The 18,344-nt window shown below is 57.2% G+C and carries 20 protein-coding genes; 12 read left to right on the top strand and 8 right to left on the bottom strand.

Annotated elements, in window-relative coordinates; genetic code table 11:
• Window positions 1-234: 234 nt before the first annotated feature.
• Window positions 235-1,620, top strand: a complete 1,386-nt coding sequence (gene dbpA / locus ABY734_RS13615) for an ATP-dependent RNA helicase DbpA (protein ID WP_372779843.1) — start codon at window positions 235-237, stop codon at window positions 1,618-1,620.
• Window positions 1,621-1,623: 3 nt separating this feature from the next.
• Here dbpA and ABY734_RS13610 read toward each other — a convergent pair whose 3' ends face one another.
• Window positions 1,624-2,496 carry a bifunctional transcriptional activator/DNA repair enzyme AdaA gene (locus ABY734_RS13610; protein ID WP_372779842.1) on the bottom strand — a complete coding sequence of 291 codons (873 nt, stop codon included), beginning with the start codon at window positions 2,494-2,496 and terminating at the stop codon, window positions 1,624-1,626.
• 95 nt (window positions 2,497-2,591) lie between these two features.
• Window positions 2,592-3,188, bottom strand: coding sequence for a pentapeptide repeat-containing protein (locus ABY734_RS13605; protein ID WP_372779841.1), 597 nt, complete (start codon window positions 3,186-3,188; stop codon window positions 2,592-2,594).
• Between the two features lie 200 nt (window positions 3,189-3,388).
• Here ABY734_RS13605 and ABY734_RS13600 point away from each other — a divergent pair, with 200 nt between their 5' ends.
• From ABY734_RS13600 to ABY734_RS13580, 5 genes are all read left to right on the top strand, one after another.
• The gene (locus ABY734_RS13600; protein ID WP_372779840.1) at window positions 3,389-3,685 is read left to right on the top strand and encodes a hypothetical protein; all 297 of its coding nucleotides are present in this window, start codon (window positions 3,389-3,391) and stop codon (window positions 3,683-3,685) included.
• Between the two features lie 87 nt (window positions 3,686-3,772).
• Entirely contained in the window at window positions 3,773-4,945 is a 1,173-nt protein-coding gene (gene earP / locus ABY734_RS13595) for an elongation factor P maturation arginine rhamnosyltransferase EarP (RefSeq protein WP_372779839.1), read from the top strand.
• A 21-nt stretch (window positions 4,946-4,966) separates the two neighbouring features.
• A complete protein-coding gene (locus tag ABY734_RS13590) occupies window positions 4,967-5,539 on the top strand; it encodes an elongation factor P (RefSeq protein WP_372779838.1) in 573 nt (190 codons plus the stop codon).
• A 46-nt stretch (window positions 5,540-5,585) separates the two neighbouring features.
• Entirely contained in the window at window positions 5,586-6,269 is a 684-nt protein-coding gene (locus tag ABY734_RS13585; RefSeq protein ID WP_372779837.1) for a hemolysin III family protein, read from the top strand.
• 91 nt (window positions 6,270-6,360) lie between these two features.
• Window positions 6,361-6,855 (top strand): TIGR00645 family protein, encoded by a 495-nt coding sequence (locus ABY734_RS13580; RefSeq protein ID WP_372779836.1) that lies wholly within the window; start codon window positions 6,361-6,363, stop codon window positions 6,853-6,855.
• Window positions 6,856-6,932: 77 nt separating this feature from the next.
• Here the strand turns inward: ABY734_RS13580 and ABY734_RS13575 are convergent, their stop codons facing one another.
• Both ABY734_RS13575 and ABY734_RS13570 read right to left on the bottom strand, forming a co-directional pair.
• Window positions 6,933-7,472, bottom strand: a complete 540-nt coding sequence (locus tag ABY734_RS13575; protein WP_372779835.1) for an NADPH-dependent FMN reductase — start codon at window positions 7,470-7,472, stop codon at window positions 6,933-6,935.
• A gap of 45 nt (window positions 7,473-7,517) precedes the next feature.
• Window positions 7,518-8,399: a pirin family protein gene (locus ABY734_RS13570; RefSeq protein WP_372779834.1), complete on the bottom strand. Its 882-nt coding sequence runs from the start codon at window positions 8,397-8,399 to the stop codon at window positions 7,518-7,520.
• Window positions 8,400-8,509: 110 nt separating this feature from the next.
• Between ABY734_RS13570 and ABY734_RS13565 the strand changes: the two genes are divergently transcribed.
• The 6 genes from ABY734_RS13565 (at window position 8,510) to ABY734_RS13540 (ending at window position 14,632) form a co-directional block, all read left to right on the top strand.
• Window positions 8,510-9,409, top strand: coding sequence for a LysR substrate-binding domain-containing protein (locus ABY734_RS13565; RefSeq protein ID WP_372779833.1), 900 nt, complete (start codon window positions 8,510-8,512; stop codon window positions 9,407-9,409).
• A gap of 86 nt (window positions 9,410-9,495) precedes the next feature.
• Entirely contained in the window at window positions 9,496-9,654 is a 159-nt protein-coding gene (locus ABY734_RS13560; protein ID WP_372779832.1) for a YqaE/Pmp3 family membrane protein, read from the top strand.
• Entirely contained in the window at window positions 9,651-10,487 is an 837-nt protein-coding gene (locus ABY734_RS13555) for a DUF4112 domain-containing protein (protein WP_372779831.1), read from the top strand. Before ABY734_RS13560 ends, ABY734_RS13555 begins: the two co-directional genes overlap by 4 nt.
• Window positions 10,488-10,649: 162 nt before the next feature.
• A complete protein-coding gene (locus ABY734_RS13550) occupies window positions 10,650-11,738 on the top strand; it encodes an EAL domain-containing protein (protein WP_372779830.1) in 1,089 nt (362 codons plus the stop codon).
• 82 nt (window positions 11,739-11,820) lie between these two features.
• Window positions 11,821-13,557, top strand: coding sequence for an FAD-dependent oxidoreductase (locus ABY734_RS13545; RefSeq protein ID WP_372779829.1), 1,737 nt, complete (start codon window positions 11,821-11,823; stop codon window positions 13,555-13,557).
• Window positions 13,550-14,632 carry a Rieske 2Fe-2S domain-containing protein gene (locus ABY734_RS13540; RefSeq protein WP_372779828.1) on the top strand — a complete coding sequence of 361 codons (1,083 nt, stop codon included), beginning with the start codon at window positions 13,550-13,552 and terminating at the stop codon, window positions 14,630-14,632. Before ABY734_RS13545 ends, ABY734_RS13540 begins: the two co-directional genes overlap by 8 nt.
• Before the next feature lie 127 nt (window positions 14,633-14,759).
• On the opposite strand, the gene ABY734_RS13535 is transcribed toward ABY734_RS13540, so the two are convergent.
• The 4 genes from ABY734_RS13535 to ABY734_RS13520 form a co-directional block, all read right to left on the bottom strand.
• On the bottom strand, window positions 14,760-15,668 hold the full coding sequence (locus ABY734_RS13535; protein WP_372779827.1) for an alpha/beta fold hydrolase: 909 nt from the start codon (window positions 15,666-15,668) through the stop codon (window positions 14,760-14,762).
• A gap of 35 nt (window positions 15,669-15,703) precedes the next feature.
• Window positions 15,704-16,885 carry an acetyl-CoA C-acyltransferase gene (locus tag ABY734_RS13530; RefSeq protein ID WP_372779826.1) on the bottom strand — a complete coding sequence of 394 codons (1,182 nt, stop codon included), beginning with the start codon at window positions 16,883-16,885 and terminating at the stop codon, window positions 15,704-15,706.
• Between the two features lie 67 nt (window positions 16,886-16,952).
• On the bottom strand, window positions 16,953-17,870 hold the full coding sequence (locus ABY734_RS13525) for an SDR family NAD(P)-dependent oxidoreductase (RefSeq protein ID WP_372779825.1): 918 nt from the start codon (window positions 17,868-17,870) through the stop codon (window positions 16,953-16,955).
• A gap of 14 nt (window positions 17,871-17,884) precedes the next feature.
• Complete coding sequence (locus ABY734_RS13520; RefSeq protein ID WP_372779824.1) at window positions 17,885-18,343, bottom strand: MaoC family dehydratase; 459 nt, start codon at window positions 18,341-18,343, stop codon at window positions 17,885-17,887.
• Between the last annotated feature and the right edge of the window lies 1 nt (window position 18,344).

Raw genomic sequence — 18,344 nt, 5'->3', positions numbered from 1 at the left:
AGCCATCTTCCCCCACCACCCGAAAACTGGCAAGAACTCGCTGCTGCGCCAAATTCTCTGCTATTCGGGGCCGACGCTGATAAGATAGCGCCCCCGGGACGCCGCAATGCACCCCGGCCTCTTAACACACCATTTGCCGGAGTCACTTCGCTCCCGGCTTACGCTCAGCAAGGAATTCCCCGTGTCACATTGCCTGCCAGCCCCCGCCCTTTGCCCAGTGGAGCTCATCTAAACATGTCTAACACCGCTTTTGCATCACTGACACTGCGCCCCGAGCTGGTCGAAAACCTGTCCTCGCTGGACTACACCACCATGACCCCGATTCAGGCCCAGAGCCTGCCGCTGGTGCTGGCGGGCAAGGATGTGATCGCCCAGGCCAAGACCGGCTCGGGGAAAACGGCCGCTTTCGGGCTGGGGCTGCTCAACCGATTGGAGGTTAAGCGCTTTCGCGTTCAGTCTCTGGTGCTGTGCCCCACCCGCGAGCTGGCCGATCAAGTTGCGGTGGAAATTCGTCGCCTTGCCCGCGGCATCCACAATATCAAGGTACTGACTTTATGCGGTGGCACGCCCTTTGGCCCGCAACTGGGCTCGCTGGAGCACGGCGCCCATATCATTGTCGGCACACCGGGTCGGGTTGAGGAACACCTGCGCAAGGGCTCGCTGAAAACCGCGGATATCAGTTGTTTTGTCCTCGATGAAGCCGACCGCATGCTGGATATGGGGTTTGAAGAAACCCTCGACAAGATCATTGCCCAGCTACCCAAAGCGCGGCAGAACCTGCTGTTCAGCGCCACCTACCCCGAATCCATTCAGGCCATGGCACAGCGTGTATTGACCAATCCCGTCATGATTACCGTGGATGCCAGCCACGACGATCACAGCATCCCGGAGAACTTTTACAGGGTAGATAGCAACGACGACAGGCGCGCGGCATTGCGCCTGCTGTTGCTGGAATTCCAGCCGGAATCCGCCGTGGTGTTCTGCAATACCCGCCAGGAAGTGAAGGCGGTCGCCGAACAGCTCGAAAAATGGGGTTTCAGCGTACTGGCTTTGCACGGCGATCTGGAACAGCGCGACCGCGATGAAATGCTGGTTCGATTTTCCAACAAGAGCGCCACGGTGCTGGTAGCAACGGATGTCGCGGCGCGCGGGCTGGATATCGACAATGTGGCGGCGGTTATCAACTATCAGGTCGCCCACGATCCCGAGGTTCACACCCACCGCGTCGGCCGCACCGGGCGCGCCGGCAACAGCGGTCTAGCACTTACGCTGTTCAGTCAGCGCGAGGCGCACAAGGTTGCCGGCCTGAACATCAGTGTCGACCCGCTCGCCGACGCTCAGAGACTGCCGGGCCAACACACACTGCAAAAAGAGCCGCCTATTCCCCCAATGGTAACCCTGCAGATTGACGGCGGTAAAAAACAGAAGCTGCGCCCCGGTGATATTCTCGGCGCCCTGACCGGCGATGGCGGCATTGATGGCAAGGCCGTTGGGAAAATTCAGATTTTCGACAACCGCAGCTATCTGGCGGTTGCCCGCAATCAGGTGAATCCGGCCTTTAACAAACTGTCGAAGGGGAAACTGAAGGGCCGCAACTTCCGGCTGCGCAAAATCAGCTGAAGGCTACTCGCGCTCGATCTGCGCCGCTTCCCAGCCAATCAGCGCCGCTTTTCGCGCTGCACCCCAGCGATAGCCGCCAAACTGACCGCTGGCGCGAATAACCCGATGACAGGGAATCAGCACCGCCACCGGATTACTGCCGATGGCCGTGCCCACGGCCCGGGAAGCCGATGGCTGATCGATACTTTTGGCCAGCGCCCCATAGCTGGTGAGCCGCCCCTCTGGAATACGCAGCAGGCCTTCCCACACTTTCAGTTGAAAGGGCGTGCCTTTCAGATGCAAACGAAGTGGCGATGACGGTTGCCAGTCCCGATCAAAAAACATCAGGACCTGTTGCAATGTGGGCGTTACACCTTGCCGATAGCGCGCATTGGGAAAGCGGGCCTTAAGCGCGCTCAGTGCCGCAGCCCCATCCTCCTCAAAGGCAAGATGGCAGAGACCCTTGGTCGTTGCCGCCGCAAGCACTCGGCCAAAGGGACTGTCGGCGAAGCAATAGTCGATGACAAGCTGCTCGCCGCCCTGACGAAACTCCCCCGGCGTCATCCCCTCGATGGACACAAACAGATCGTGCAGGCGGCCACTGCCGGACAGGCCACTCGCATGGGCCGCATCCATTACAGAAAGCGCCTGATCGGCCAGCAAGTGCCTGGCATAATCCAGACTCAGGTACTGAAGAAATTTTTTCGGGCTGACGCCGGCCCACTCACTGAACAAGCGCTGAAAATGAAAAGGGCTAAGATTGGCCGTCTGCGCCAACTCCTCCAACGAGGGCTGCCCGGTAAAGTGTTGCTGCAAATACTCAATCGCCGCCGCAACCCGGTCATAGGCCGCGCCCTGCTCTCCACTCTCTGCTGTCACCTTGACTGAAGCTGCCATCTGGCCTTTCCGATTCTTTTAAAACCTGCAGCCACTCTAATCCCGCAGCACAAGTCAATCGACCCGATTCTTGCGCACCGATCACTCTGCACAGCTTAATCCACCAGCTCCACATCCAGACAGTCCAACAACCGCACGGCCTCTAAACGTTCAAACCTGGCGTGGCGAATTTCATTGCTGAACAGGTCAATGGCGTAATCCGTGGCCTCGACAAAATCCACCGAGGTCAGATTGGTCTTGAAAAACAGGGCCCCGGAAAAGTCACTGCCACCGAAGCGGGCGCTGGTGAAATCCCCTTCCCGGAAATCCACATTTACCGCCTTGCAGCCGTCGAGCACCAGCTCCTGCAGCGTCAGGCCGAAAAACGAACTCTCATTGAGGATGGATTCCACGAAACTAAGGGGTGAGGAAAACAGCAACTGTGGCCAGTTCGCCCGGGTCCAGTTTACGCCCACCAGTTTGCAGCCAATAAACTCCACATCGGAGAAGCGACTGTAATCGAGATCCACCAGACTGAGATTGCAGTCCTCAAACAGGCAGTCAGAAAAGGTACAACGGGAAAACGTGGCCTCTGTAAAATTGCAGTCTCTGAAGGTGCAGCCATCAAACTCCTTTCCCGCAATAGACACACCGCTGTAGTCCTGCTTTTCAATGACCACAGACCAGAAGTTTTCGTCCTGCTCAAAATCCATATAGCTGCCCCTCATCGTAGTCAGCACAGTTTACACGCTTCACAGAAACCTGCCCGCTGTCACCCTGACATCGAACACGGTATTCTTTCGGCAAGACACTGAAATCACTACGACTGTTTAATCAACCAAAACAGCAATCCTCTTTGCCACCCCAACCGTTCGTATCGAAGAGGGACCACACGACAGGCCCATAGAGAAACATGACAAAGACCGACAAAAAGCGCGACAAGGCAATCCGCGAGGCACTGACCGAAGCCTGCGAAATTGCGCTGCAGCGAAACGATGGCTTTCAATGGCTGACCCATGAGGTGGACTACAAGCGCTTTCCCCAGTCTCTGTCCGTGACCTGTGTCTATGCCACAAACGCAGAACTTAAAGCGGCGGATACTGCTTCCTTGTGCCAGATCATTGGCGAACAGCTCGCGGGTATCGGCATAGCTTTCAAGGATATTCAGCGACAGGTTGGTTTTGATACTGAAGAGAATCGTCGCGGCTGAACGGTCGACCAGCGGGAAATAGTGCTACCGAAACGGGCAGACACCCCGCTATCATAGCCGCCCCTGCAGCCGTCCTGGGCCGCCCCGATGAAAACCGCTCCACTTCGCTGGGACATCTTTTGCCGCATCGTCGATAACTTTGGCGATATCGGTGTGTGCTGGCGGCTGGCCCGCCAACTGGTGAACGAGCACGGCCAAGATGTGCAGCTGTGGGTCGATGACCTGAGCGTGATGGCTGCACTGGTACCCGAACTTTCTGAAGAGAAAAGCCTTCAATGTATCGACGGGGTAACGGTTCGTCGCTGGCCCGAGCACTGGCGCGATCAGCCAGTGACCGACGTGGTGATTGAAGCCTTCGCTTGCGCGCTGCCCGCCGCCTATCTCTCGGCCCTGGCCGACAGTGCGCGCCCTACACTGTGGCTGAACCTGGAATACCTGAGCGCGGAAGCGTGGGTCGAGGATTGCCACGGCCTGCCCTCGCCAGTCGCCCAAAGCATAGGCAATCTCAAAAAGTACTTTTTCTTTCCCGGCTTTACCGAGAAAACCGGTGGTCTCTCCCGCGAACAGAACCTGCTTTCTTCAAGAGACCAGTTCCGGAAAAACGCCGGCAACACACGGTTTCTGAAATCCTTAGGCGCGAACCCCGAAACGGGAGACCTCACACTTTCCCTGTTCAGCTACGAAAACCCGCATATTGGCAGCTGGCTATCGGCTTTGAGTCAGCAATCCCACCCCGTACACCTGTTTGTGCCGGAAGGCCGAGTGCAGGGTGACATCGCCGACTGGCTTGGCCTGGCTCGGCTGGTGGCCGGCCAGCAATTTCACCGAGGGCAACTGCACCTGTACATTCTGCCGTTTACCACTCCCGACGAGTACGACCATCTGCTGTGGAGCTGCGACTTCAATATTGTCAGAGGCGAAGACTCCTTTGTGCGCGCCCAGTGGGCGGCCGCGCCCATGCTCTGGCACATTTACCCCCAGGATGACGAAGCCCATCGCGTGAAACTGGAGGCTTTTTTAAGGCTATACAATCAATCCTTTAGCGAGAGTGCGGCCAACGCTGTCAGGGCCTTCTGGCAGGATTGGAATCACGGCACAAACCCGACCCGCAGCTGGCAACAGATGCTCGCTGACTGGCCGGCCATTCAGGCCGGGGCACGGCGCTGGTGCGAGCATCTGGCGGCACAGAAAAATATTTCTCAGCAGCTAGTGACCTTTGCCGAAAAACAGCTACTATTCGCGCCGCGAAATCTCTCGTGATTGTGTGCCGCCGGAGGCATCATGAAAACTGCTCAGGATGTTAAGCCCCACAACGTTGTCCTTATTGACGGCAGCCCCTGGCTGGTCCAGAAAGCGGATTACACCAAATCGGGTCGCAACAGTGCGATCATGAAAATGAAACTGAAGAACCTGCTTACCGGCTCATCCACCGAGACGGTCTACAAGTTTGACGACAAGGTCGATGTGGTCACCCTGGACAAAATCGATGTCACCTTTTCCTACAAGGCCGACGACCGCTACGTCTTTGTCGACGCCGACTACAACCAGTATGAACTGGACGCAGACGATCTGGAAACGGTTCTGCCTTTCCTCGTCGACGGCATGACCGACCTGTGCAACGCGGTATTCTTTGATGGCAAGGTAATCTCCGTCGACCTGCCGACCACTATTGTTCGCCAAATCGATTACACCGAAGATGCGGCCCGCGGCGACACCAGCGGCAAAGTCATGAAGATTGCGCGCCTGGCCAACGGCACTGAAATCAAAGTGCCGGATTTCTGTGACACCGGAGACTGGATCGAAATCGATTCCCGCACTGCCGAATACAAGTGCCGGGCCAAAATGCCCGCCTGATGAGACTGTCTTCTCAAGGCGGCCTGAGCTGTGCCACTATGGCGGCATGAACAACACCAGCGCACAGACAGCACTGCTCGTAGACCACTACAGCCCCGCCGAAGACCTGGCGAATAGCCTCAGTCATGGACTCGGAGCCATTCTGAGCCTGGCGGGTACCATTGTTCTGCTGAGGATGGCCATTCCCGAAGGCGATATCTGGAAGCTGGTCAGTTTCAGCATTTTCGGTGGCAGCCTGACGCTGCTCTACCTCAGCTCAACTCTCTACCACAGCTTTCGCCGCCCAGCCCTCAAGCAGGTGTTCAAGATGCTGGATCACTGCGCGATATACCTGCTGATTGCCGGCAGCTACACCCCCTTTCTGCTGGTCAATCTGCGCAGCAGTTCCGGCTGGCTGCTGTTTGCTGTGATCTGGGCGCTGGCGGTTACCGGCATCATTCTGAAACTGGTTTGGGGGCATCGCCTCAAAGCCCTGCGCGTGATTATATACCTGGTGATGGGCTGGCTGGCATTGATTGTGGCCGGACCGCTGACCGCTTCCCTGCCAACCGAGGCACTCAACTTATTGATTGCAGGCGGTGTGGTTTACACATTGGGTGTGGTGTTCTACCTGAACAAGCGCATCCCGTTCAATCACGCCATCTGGCACCTGTTTGTGATTGGCGGCAGCGCCTGCCATTTTCTGGCCGTGTATCTCGGGGTGCTGCCCTACTTACCTGCCGTAGCTTAAGCAGACTCTGTTCGCAGGATTCAACCGTCCAGAATGCTCTGATTACCCTGTATAATCCGCCCTCACTCGAACGACTTTTCGGAGATTTGTTTTGGAACGCTTTGTCGAAAACCTGATGTACGGGACGCGCTGGATTCTGGCACCCATCTACATTGGCCTGAGTCTGGCGCTGTTTATGCTGGGCCTGAAATTCTTCCAGGAAATATTTCACTACCTGCCGCTGATTTTCGAAATGAAAGAAGCAGATCTGGTATTGCTGGTGCTGTCACTGGTGGATATGGCACTGGTAGGCGGCTTACTGGTCATGGTGATGTTCAGTGGCTATGAAAATTTTGTGTCGCAGCTGGACATCAGCGAAGACAAGGAAAAACTGAGCTGGCTGGGCAAAGTGGATTCCGGCTCGCTTAAAAACAAAGTTGCGGCATCCATTGTGGCGATTTCATCCATTCACTTACTGAAAGTGTTTGTAAATACCGAGAACACTTCACCCACCTACCTGAAGTGGTATGTCATTATCCATCTCACCTTTGTGGTCTCGGCTTTTGCCATGGGCTATCTCGACAAGATCACTCGCAAAAGCCACTGATCAAAGTCTCTGACACGCAGCACTGCGTGTCAGAGACTTTCACACCAGAACAGATTGCGCCAATCATTCACGCGGACTTACACCACCTCTACGGGGCTCAGATGCTCCAGTGCTTCGCGCAGGCTGGCATCGAGTTCGCTATCGATAAGCCTACCGCCTTCCGCATCGAAATGCTCGTAAAAACTCGGCACCGAAAGTGAGGCCAGTACCTCGCCACTGAAAAAGTGGGCGGAATTGACTGCACTGCCAAGCACACTGCTCGCACCACCTGGGCCAGGTGATGCTGCCAACATGACAATGGGCTTGTGCTGATAGACATTGCGATCAGCGCGCGACGCCCAGTCAAACAGGTTTTTGTAGGCTACGGCATAGCCGCCATTGTGCTCGGCGTAGGAAATCAATAGCGCATCCGCTTCGGCGATTTTGTCGAGAAAATCCCGGGCCGGCTGCGGCACGCCCACCTCGGCCTCAATATCTTCGCTGTAAATTGGCAGCGGATAGTCATTGATATCCAGCAGTTCAACGGTGTCATCGGGCAGCAGCCTGGCCGCGTAGTTAAGCAGCTGGCGATTGATGGATTTGCGACTGTTACTGGCAGGGATCGCGAGTATTTTCATGGTGTTTCTCCTGTTGCAATCAATGTGTCAGGGTAGTGAATTGTTTTACTGCAGCTCGCCCATCAGGCCTTTGGCGTAGTCCCGATTGACCCGCGCCAGATCTTCCAGCGTGCTCATGACAAACGGGCCTTTCTGAACGAAGCACTCGCGCAAGGGTTCGGCTTCGATCAGCACGACATGCGCATCAAGATCGGCTTGGATCGAAAAACTCAGCGCTTGCGGCGAGGTATTGCGCAACGCCAGTGACTCACCCTCCGCCAGGGTACGGCTCAAACCGCCCACGCTCAGGGTCAGCCCCCCGGCGGCCGCATAGAGCCAGGCGCTCAGGCCCGGCTGCAGGCCGTGGTCTATGGCGGTACCGGCAGACAGTCTGCCCTCGACCAGATTCAATGGCAGGGCCGGCGGACGGGCGCCCAGCACACCATCGAATTCACCCAGCACAACGCGCAGACGATAACCTTCCCCTTCCAGCACCGGCATCCTGGCAGCCGGTACATGCAGAGCGGCGGGCTCGTCGTTTTTGTGACGGGCAGGCAGATTTACGAAGAACTGCAAGCCGTGGGTGCGCGCGCCGGGGCGCGTTTTTTCATCGTGCACCACGCCACGCGCTGCCTTTAACCAGTAGAGATCACCCGGCAGAAGATCCAGGTTGTTGCCCAGCGAGTCACGGTTGTGAAACCGCCCCTCACTGTCTTCAAACAACAGCGATACCGCCGACAGGCCCGCGTGGGGGTGGGGGCCGAAGGTCGGCTCGGTCATGACAAAGTGATCCACCATAATCAGCGGGTCCATCAGCCCATCGAATTGCCGTTCGCGAAACCCGCGTGCGGTAAAACCCGCGCCGCTCGACATGCCAACACCCTTGATGACTTCTGACAGTTCTAGCGCCGGGGATTGACGATCTACAGTCTGTGCTTGTCCAGTCATGGGATTCCCTCCTGTTTTCGATGGAACAACCATATCAGTGGAACAGTGGCACCGAAAATAACCAGAAATAGCAAGTTGCGTTCTACATATAGAACGATAAAGATAGGGGCATGATTGATCTCAATGACTATTTCTATTTTGTCTACGTGGTGGAACACCGGGGTTTCGCCCCGGCGGCACGGGCCCTGGATATCCCCAAATCCCGGCTGAGTCGCCATATCCAGCAGCTGGAAGAACGCCTCGGCGTGCGGCTGCTGCAACGCACCTCACGCCGCTTTGCCATTACCGATGTCGGGCAGACCTTTTTTCAGCACGCGCGCAGCATGGTGGACGAAATGGAAGCTGCCGAGGCCACCGTCAACCGCCAGAGCACCACCCTCGCCGGGCCAGTGCGGATCACCTGCTCGGTTGCCATGGCCCAGTGGGTACTGCAGGATTTTTTTCTGGAATTTCTCTCCAAACACCCGAAAGTGACCTTGATCGAGCAAGTCACCAACCAACACGTGGACCTGGTGGAATCGGGTATTGATCTGGCCGTGCGAGCCCACACCGGTCCACTGCCCGACTCCAACCTGGTTCAGCGCCACCTGATGCCCGCGCCCTGGCACCTGTTTGCCGGTCAACGCTATGTAGACCAGTTTGGTTGCCCGGAAACACCGCAAGCCTTGATGCACCACAGTGGCCTGAAACTGGGCTGGAAGCCGGCCAGTGGCCAGTGGCAGCTGCGCAGTACCCAAGGCGTTGATGCGGTGGTGCCCTTCCAGCCCAGGCTGTGCAGCGATGACATCGAAACATTGAAAATAGCTGCCATTCAGGGGCTGGGCATCGTCGCCTTGCCGGCCTACCTGTGCCGCCCCGAACTGGAGCGGGGCGAGCTGGTGCGTCTGCTGCCCGAGTGGACGGCAGGTGACGCGGAGGTCTCTTTGCTGATGCCCTCGAGGCGTGGTGTGATGCCCGCCGTGTCGGCGCTGGCTGACTATCTTGTGAAAGCCTGCGCGGTTTATCGCTGATTTGCGCAGAGTTCACGTTTTTTTGCTGGGCAAATGCGGCCTAATTGACCATCATTGACCCGCATAAATTCAACAGAGGAAACTCCATGGATCTGATTCGTATTCTGTTCGCCGTGCTTCTGCCACCGCTTGGCGTTTTTCTGCAGGTAGGCATTGGCAAGCACTTCTGGCTGAATATTCTGCTGACCCTGCTGGGCTACCTGCCGGGCATCATTCACGCGGTCTACATCATCGCCAAGAAATGACGACCGAGCCCCATGACCCGCTGCGCGGCGCGCGGCAGCTGGCGGTATTGCTGGACGGCGCCTGGGGCATCCCTTTTACCCGCTGGCGCATCGGCGTCGATTCTCTGCTCGGGCTGCTGCCCGTCGCAGGCGATCTGCTCAGCGCCCTGCTCTCGTTGAGCATTGTCTGGCAGGGTCACAAACTCAAGGCACCCAAGCATCTGCAAGCAAGATTGCTCGGCAATATTGCGCTGGATTTTGTGGTGGGCAGTATTCCCATTGTCGGCGACATTGCTGACGTGGCGCTACGCAAAAACCAGCGCAATGTGGCCCTGCTCGATAACTGGCTCAAGGCATCCGCGCAGAGCGACCCGGTAGCTGCAGACCAACCAGTCGCTTCCAAGACCGGCAGAGGGTATGGTGGCGGCAATCTTTCAGGAAGCTCTAACATGTCCATTCTGCCTGACTCCAAACTCCGGGCCGCTGCCCTGCTGTTTGTCTTTTTCTGGTTTTTCGCCGGTGGTCTCGGCCACTTTTTTGCCGCCGACTTTTTTGCCGGCATCATGCCCGACTACCTGCCCTGGCATTACCCCGCAGTCTATATCAGCGGTGTGTTCGAGCTGGTCGGCGCCTTTGCCCTTCTCTATCCGCCGCTGCGTCGCTGGGCAGGTATTGGCCTGTTTGTTCTGACACTGGTCGTTACGCCGGTGAATGTGCATATGTGGTTAAACCCACAGGACTTTCCCGATGTATCCGAAGCCTTCCTGTCGATACGGCTGGTGGTTCAGGTGTTCCTGCTGTTTTGCATCTGGTGGTCTACCCAACAACCGATCAGCAAACCACAGGTTGCATAAAATCTGCTGACTACCCACCGGACAATAAAGGCGCTGCCAAGCACTGCGGGTTTTGCTATTGTTAGCCAGGAACAGCAAGGGATTTTGCCATGACAGGCTCTGCACCTCTGAATAGTAACGCTGGACAAGCACTATCCGCTCAGACACTGGCGCGCTGTGACCATGACTCTTTGTCTTGAATGCTTTGAAGGTGCGAACCGGACTCCGCGTCGATTCGACCTGAAGGACCTCCCTGCAAAGGTTGGCCGCCTTCCCAATTGCGACGTGGTTCTCTCCGATTCCCAGGCGTCCCGGGCGCATGCCGAAATCACAATTAGCAACGGCGATTTCATTGTTACCGATCTCGGCAGCACCAACGGTACCTTCGTCAACCGTGAACGCATCACTGCCCCAACCATTATCAGCAACGGTGATGTGCTGCATTTTGCCCAGCAGGAATTCCTGGTCAGAACCAGCGAAAGGACACAAACTGATTTCTTTGGCGACCAGACCATGGTCAGCAACAGTACGCTACCCACGAATTTTCCAACGCAGGCGCGTGAATTCGGTGAGCTTCTCAGCAAACGACTGGTATGCGGGTTTCGTCAGACCATCATCAAAAGTAGCGGCGGGTTTTACGGCTATGAACTGCTGGGTCGCGGTACCCACCCGACTATCGGCGCCAGCCCCTATGAGATGTTTAACTTGGCCGGCGCTATGGATATGGAAGTGGAGCTGAGCGAGCTCTTGCGCGAGCGCAGTTTCGAGCAGGCCGAAGCCGCTGGCATAACAGCGCCTCTATTTTTCAACTCCCACCCGAAAGAAAGCCTGAAACCCGACCACCTGCTGCGAGGGCTCGATCGCCTGCGCAAAAAGCATCCCAGTCTGAATCTGGTATTTGAGGTTCACGAAGGCGCCGTCACCGACCTGAAAATGATGGCGGACTTGAAAGTCGCTCTGCGCGAGATGAATATCCGACTCGCTTACGATGATTTCGGCAGTGGTCAGGCTCGCCTGCAGGAGCTGGTTGAAGTTCCCCCGGATATGCTCAAGTTTGATATCGGCCTGGTGGCCGGCATTGCGCCCGATACGCCTAAATACCGATTACTGGCCTCCCTCAATAATCTGGTTAAGGACATGGGCATTCCCACGCTGGCCGAGGGTATCGAAACAGCCGAGGTTGCCGAGGCCTGCCGCGAAATCGGTATCGACTATTTTCAGGGTTACTTTTTCGGGCGCCCCGAACCCATCCCCTCTGCTGAAACCGAATAAAAACCGCCAAATGACAGAGTGGTAATTTGCGGCTGTTCGCCACTTGCTATGCTCAACGCAAGCAAGAGCGGAAACTGCAGTCATGGCCGAAACACCTCTTACCTGGGACGACGAATACGATTTTATCGTGGTGGGCAGCGGCGCTGCCGGCATGAGCGGTGCTGTCGTTTCCGCAGCCTCCGGCCTGAAAACGCTGATCATTGAAAAGACCGATCAGTTCGGCGGCACCACCGCCCTGTCCGGCGGCGTGATCTGGATTCCCGACAACCCCTCGATGAAGCGCGGCGGCATCGACGACAGCGAAGCCGACGCTCTGCAGTATCTGCAACAGGTAGTAGGCGCAGACGTGCCGGACGCCAAACTCCGCGCCTATATTCGCGAGGGCAAAGCCATGCTGGCCTTTATGGAAAAGCACGCCGACCTCCGCTTTGACGCCGCACTTCAGTATTCGGATTACTACCCAGACGTAGCCGGCGCCAAACCCGGCGGTCGCTCTATGGAGCCAGCCCCCATCAGCCGCCGCAGTATTGGCCGGCACGCCGAGGAGCAGCGCTTTCCCGACTTTCTGCGCGACGGTGTTATGCGCTTCGCCATTACCGTCAAGGAAAGCCGCGCGGTGATGGACCTGACGCTGAAGGGCAAGCTCTACATGCTGCGCAATATCCTGCGCTACTACCTCGATATTCCCGCCCGTCTGCGCGGACCGATCGACAACCGCCAAACCCTTGGCCGGGCGCTGGTGGTGCGCCTGCGCCGCGCCCTGCTGCGCCACAAGGTGCCTTTCTGGCTGAATACCTCGGCAAAACAGCTTGTGTGCGAGGGCGATCGAATTACTGGCTTGGAGGTTATTGACCCGCAGGGTCGGACAAAGCGGTTAAAGGCCCGCCGCGGCGTACTGATGGCCAGCGGCGGCATGGGCCAGAACGTCGCCCTCAGGCAGCGCTTCGGCCAACTGCCGACAGGCGAAACCTTCAGCAGCGATGCGCCCGGCAATGTCGGCGATGCAATTGCCCTTGGGCAGGAGGTGGGCGCAGATCTGGCCTTTATGGACTGCGCCTGGTGGACGCCCTCCGTCAAGTTTCCGGACGGTTCGGTGCTGGCACTGATTTCCGGCAAGGCCATGCCCGGTTCGGTGTTTATCGACAGCAGCGGCAAACGCTTTTGCAACGAAGCCGCCCCCTATGAAGACCTGATCAAAACCCTGTGGCAGAACCACGCCAATGGCATCGATTCCGTGCCCAGCCATATGGTGTTCGACGCCCGCGCTCGCCACAACTACATGATGGGGCCGGTGCCACCGGGCAAGGTACAGGGCGACGCGCGTCTGCCCAGCGATTGGTTCGAGAGCGGCTTTCTCTGCAAGGCCGACACGCTTGAAGAGCTGGCCAGTCAGATGCAGGTTCCGGCAGACAGTTTTCGGGCGGCCATCGAGCGGCACAACAGCTTTGCCCGCAAAGGCGAAGATCCGGATTATCAGCGCGGTCAGAGTGCTATCGACCGCTACTACGGTGATCAGTCGGTAAAACCCAACCCCAGCCTGGCGCCCATAGTTGAAGCGCCCTTCTACGCTCTCAAAGTATACCCGGGTGATCTGGGTACCAAGGGCGGCCTGAAAACCGATGACACCGGCCGCGTGCTCAACACCCGGGGCGACGCTATTCCCGGACTGTACGCCAGTGGCAACTGCTCCGGCGCCGTGATGGGCAACAGTTACCCCGGCGCAGGCTCGACCATCGGCCCGGCCATGACCTTTGCCTATATCGCCGCACGCCATGCGGCTCAGCAGGACGCAGCAACCAAGGAGAACCGCGATGTCTGAACCTCGCTACGCCTTCGAAGAAAAAGGCCGCTTTGCGCGCGGCTGGCATATCGTCGCCCTGTCCCAGGAACTGGCCAAAGGTGACGTAAAAGCGCTGCACTATTTCAACGAAGATCTGGTGCTGTTTCGCGGTGACAGCGGCGAAGCGGTGATACTCGATGCCTACTGTCCCCATCTCGGCGCTCACCTGGCTGGCACCGGCAGCCGCGTGATAGGCAATACCATACGCTGCCCCTTTCACGGCTGGCAATTTGACTGCAGCGGTTCCTGCACCGCGATTCCCTACGCCAATAAAATTCCGGAGCGCGCCAAAAACGCGCTGAATAGTTGGCCAGTAGTGGAGAAAAACGGCTTTATCGCTCTGTGGTACGACAGCGAAGGGGGCGCGCCGAACTGGCAATTGCCGGACATTCCCGAGTGGAACCAGCCGGGCTGGGGCGATTGGCGCTTTAACCGCACAGTGATTCGCTCCCACGGCCGCGAGATTATCGAAAACATTGTCGATGCCGGCCACTTTCCTTCGGTACACGGTGGCTATCCATTGCAGTTCGACAATGTCTTTACACCTTACTCGGTCAGTCAGGAGTCGCGCATCCAGCCCGACATTGAACTCGATATGATTCAGCCACGGGGTATCGATTTTGATATCAACGCCGCCCGGCGCGAGCGCGGCCTCGATGCCGAGGGTTGGGGGGTGGCGACCTACCACGGCCCGAGCGTGATGTATTACTACACCACCTCAAAAAGCCCGGAAATGTCCTATGCCAGCTGGTGGCTGAACTATCACACGCCATTGAATGACGACGAAGTCGAGTTAACCTCCGGAGTGATCGTCGCCAGCCTGACCGATGAACCCCTGCCGCAGGATTTTGTCGACAGCTATCCGCTGTCAGCCATCGCCGCCTTCGGTTCCGATGTTGAGGTGTGGGAGACCAAGAAATACCGCAGCGATCCCATACTCTGCGACGGCGACGGGCCCATCAATAAACTGCGCAAGTGGTACGACCGTTTCTATCGCCCCCGCTCCGAAGAGGCCTGGGACGAGCCGGAGCGGGTAATCAGCAGCGTACGTTGAAGCAACCCAGGGGGATGCTGACAAATGCATCGTGCAATCGTCAGAAACCAATCGCGTCGTCCTGCTGCAGCCTAACCCCGGTAGCTCCAGTTATGTTCGCTTACTGAGTCAGTAAGCCATTGCAGCTTTAGTTAGCAACGGCGTTGCGGCTATGCTCGCTAATCAACTCTACAAATTGCGACCACAAAGTCTGCGGCAAATCGTGCCCCATGCCCTCGATCAGCTCCAGTTTTGCACCGGGAATATGATGGGCAGTATCGATTCCGGCTTCTACCGGAACCAGCGGATCAGCCTTACCGTGAATCACCAGCGTGGGAGCGATGATGGTTTTGAGTTCATTCACACGACTACCGCAGGCGGAAATGGCCGCCAGTTGCCGCGCTGTGCCGCCGGGGCAATAGTTGCGGCGATAGGTTAGTCGCAGGCGCTCACTCAATTCTTTTTCGTCGGGCGGGTAGGCGGGGCTGCCGATCAGCTTCCAGGTCTGCAATGCACCCTGGAGGTAGCTTTCTTCGGAATCGGCTGCCGGCCGCATCAGGGTCATCAATACGGCGCGGCTCGGTTGCGGCAGTGTGGGATTGCCACTGGAGGACATAATGGAAGTCAGACTCATTACCCGCTCCGGATAAAGCGCGGCGGTCAGTTGGGCGATCATACCCCCCATCGACGCGCCAACCAGGTGCGCCGCGTCGATCTCCAGAGCATCGAGCAGCTTAACCACATCACCCGCCATATCCTGCAGGCTATAGGGCACCTTCACCGGCAGGCGCAGCTTGCTGGCAGCGAGCAATTTAAGGGGGCCGGGGGCGCGCAGATGATTAAACTTCTGAGACAGGCCGGAATCGCGATTATCAAAACGAATCACACGATAGCCTTGAGATGCCAGGCGCTTACAGAAAATTTCCGGCCAAGAAATCATCTGCATCCCCAACCCCATAATCAACACGAGCGGCGGCGATGAGTCGTCACCAAATTCCTGCACATTCAGTTCGACACCACCGGCGTCGATCAGGCGTTCTTCTGACTTCCGACTCATAGCCTTTCCTTGTGTTATTTTGCCAATAGCGGGCTTTATACAACTTCAAACAGACCCGCTGCACCCATGCCACCACCGACACACATGGTAACCACCACATACTTCACGCCGCGACGCTTGCCTTCGATCAGGGCGTGCATGACCATGCGCGCACCGCTCATGCCGTAGGGGTGACCAATGGAAATCGCGCCGCCGTTAACGTTCAGGTTTTCATTGGGGATGCCCAGTTTGTCTCGACAGTAAATTACCTGCACCGCAAAAGCTTCGTTCAATTCCCACAGGCCGATGTCGTCCATTTTCAGACCAGTGCGCTGCAACAGCTTGGGAATGGCGTAGATCGGACCGATACCCATTTCGTCGGGCTCACAACCGGCGACCGCCATGCCCCGGTAAATACCCAGTGGCTCTACGTTGCGCTGCTCGGCCAGCTTGCTATCCATCATCACAACCGCTGCCGCGCCATCCGACAGCTGACTGGCATTGCCCGCAGTGATCGATCCACCTTCGCGCACCGGGTTCAGGCCCTGCAGGCTTTCCAGTGTCGTAGACGGACGATTGCCTTCGTCTTTACTCAGAGTGACCTGTTCTTCGCTGGTCTCGCCGGTTTCCTTGTTCATCACCAGCTTGGTAGCCGTAACCGGAACGATTTCATCGTCAAACTTGCCCGCTTCCTGGGCGGCGGCGGTGCGCTGCTGCGATTGCAGTGCGTACTCATCCTGCGCCTCACGGGAAACGTTATAGCGATTGGCTACCACTTCGGCCGTATCCAGCATCGCCATGTAGATGTGCGGCGCGTTGCCGATGGATTTCGGGTCCACCATACGGTGAATATTCATGTGCTCGTTCTGCACCAGCGAAATAGATTCACAGCCGCCGGCAATCAGCATGGGCGCACCGTCCATGACAATCTGCTTGGCGCCCGTGGCAATGGTCATCAGACCAGAGGAACACTGACGGTCAATGGTCATGCCCGATACGCTGACCGGCAAGCCCGAGGCCATAGCCACATGACGCGCCAGGTTCTGACCCTGGGAGCCTTGCTGCAGCGCAGCACCGAAAATACAGTCGTCGAGCTCGTTAGGGTCAACGCCTGCGCGCTCCACAGCAGCCTGTACTGCATAGGACGAGAGCGACGGCGCTTCCAGATTATTGAAGGCACCCCGGTAGGCTTTGCCAATAGGGGTACGGGCGGCGGAGACGATAACGGCGTCTTTCATGATTTTCCCTTCCTGTAATGTGCTGTGTTTTAAACCCCCTCTCCCTTTGGGAGAGGGGATTTCGGTATTACTTCTGCGATTCCAGATAAGCCTGGGCCTTGAGCAGGAATTTCTCACTCTGCTTCATGCCCGCTTCGATAGTTGCCTGGCGGCTGGTGTCATTGATCGCCTCCCAGTTCGCCAGCACGCCTTCCGGCGTCTGGTCGGCAGGCGCGAGGTAAACACCGTCGGTTTCAAATACGCGGGCGCTGGCATAGCCACCACCGCCAGCAGCCAGGATCATGCGATTGGGTGCGTCATCGTGACACAGGGTCAAGGCGCCGGCGGTGACCGCTTCCGGCACGAGCATGTCGAGGACTTCCTGCGGCAGCAGGTCTTCGGTCATGCGCGTGGCCGCAGTCGGTGCTAGTGCGTTGGTACGCACATTGTATTTGGCGCCTTCCAGACCCAGCGTATTCATAAAGCCAACCACGGCCATTTTGGCAGCGCCGTAATTGGTTTGCCCGAAGTTACCGTACAGACCGCTGGAGGAGGTGGTCATGACAATACGGCCGTATTCCTGCTGCTTCATGATTTCCCACACTGCCTTAGTGCAGTTCACGGAGCCCATTACATGGACGTCCATCACCAGCTGAAAGTCTGCCAGATCCATTTTGGAAAAGGATTTATCACGCAGGATGCCGGCGTTGTTGATCAGAATGTCGATGCGGCCCCACTTGTCCATGGCCTGCTTGACCATGTCTTCCACTTCGCTCATCACCGCGACATTGGCGCCGTGGGCAATCGCTTCACCACCTTTGGACTCGATTTCGGCAACCACGGCCTTGGCAGCGTCCGATGAAGCACCGCTACCGTCGCGCGCACCACCCAGATCGTTAACCACGACTTTTGCACCGCGAGCGGCCAGTTCCAGCGCGTGGGATTTACCCAAGCCATTACCAGCGCCGGTTACAATTGCTACTTTGCCATCAAAACGTACAGACATTATTTTGTTCTCCCTTATGCAACCATTTGTACGGTGAGCCACTCGGCGATCAGCGCCGGTTTGCTTTCACCTTCGATTTCTACTGTCACCTCAGACTTCATTCGAAATTGTCCGGGCTTGGTCTCATCTATTTCCAGCACCTTGGCTTTTGCACGAACCCGCTTGCCCGCTTTTACCGGAGCCAGAAATCGGATTTTGTCGAAGCCGTAATTGATCCCCATCTGAAAGCCGTCAATCACAAAGCTGTACTGCTCGGAAAAATGCGACAGCAGTGACAGGCTGAGAAAACCGTGGGCAATGGTGCCACCGAAGGGTGTTTCCTTGGCTTTATCCGGATCGATATGAATAAACTGATGGTCCAGGGTACAGTCTGCAAACTGGTTAATGCGCTCTTGGGAAACCTCCAGCCAATCGGAGGGTTCGGTTTCCTTGCCTATCCAGCTTTGCAGATCTTCTTTCTTGACGACTTGCATG

Origin of the sequence: Litorivivens sp. (genome assembly GCF_041624475.1) — a bacterium.
In the GTDB taxonomy this organism is placed as follows: domain Bacteria; phylum Pseudomonadota; class Gammaproteobacteria; order Pseudomonadales; family Spongiibacteraceae; genus Litorivivens.
The sequence above is the reverse complement of the archived record's forward strand: the minus strand, read 5'-3'. Positions and strand labels throughout refer to the sequence as shown.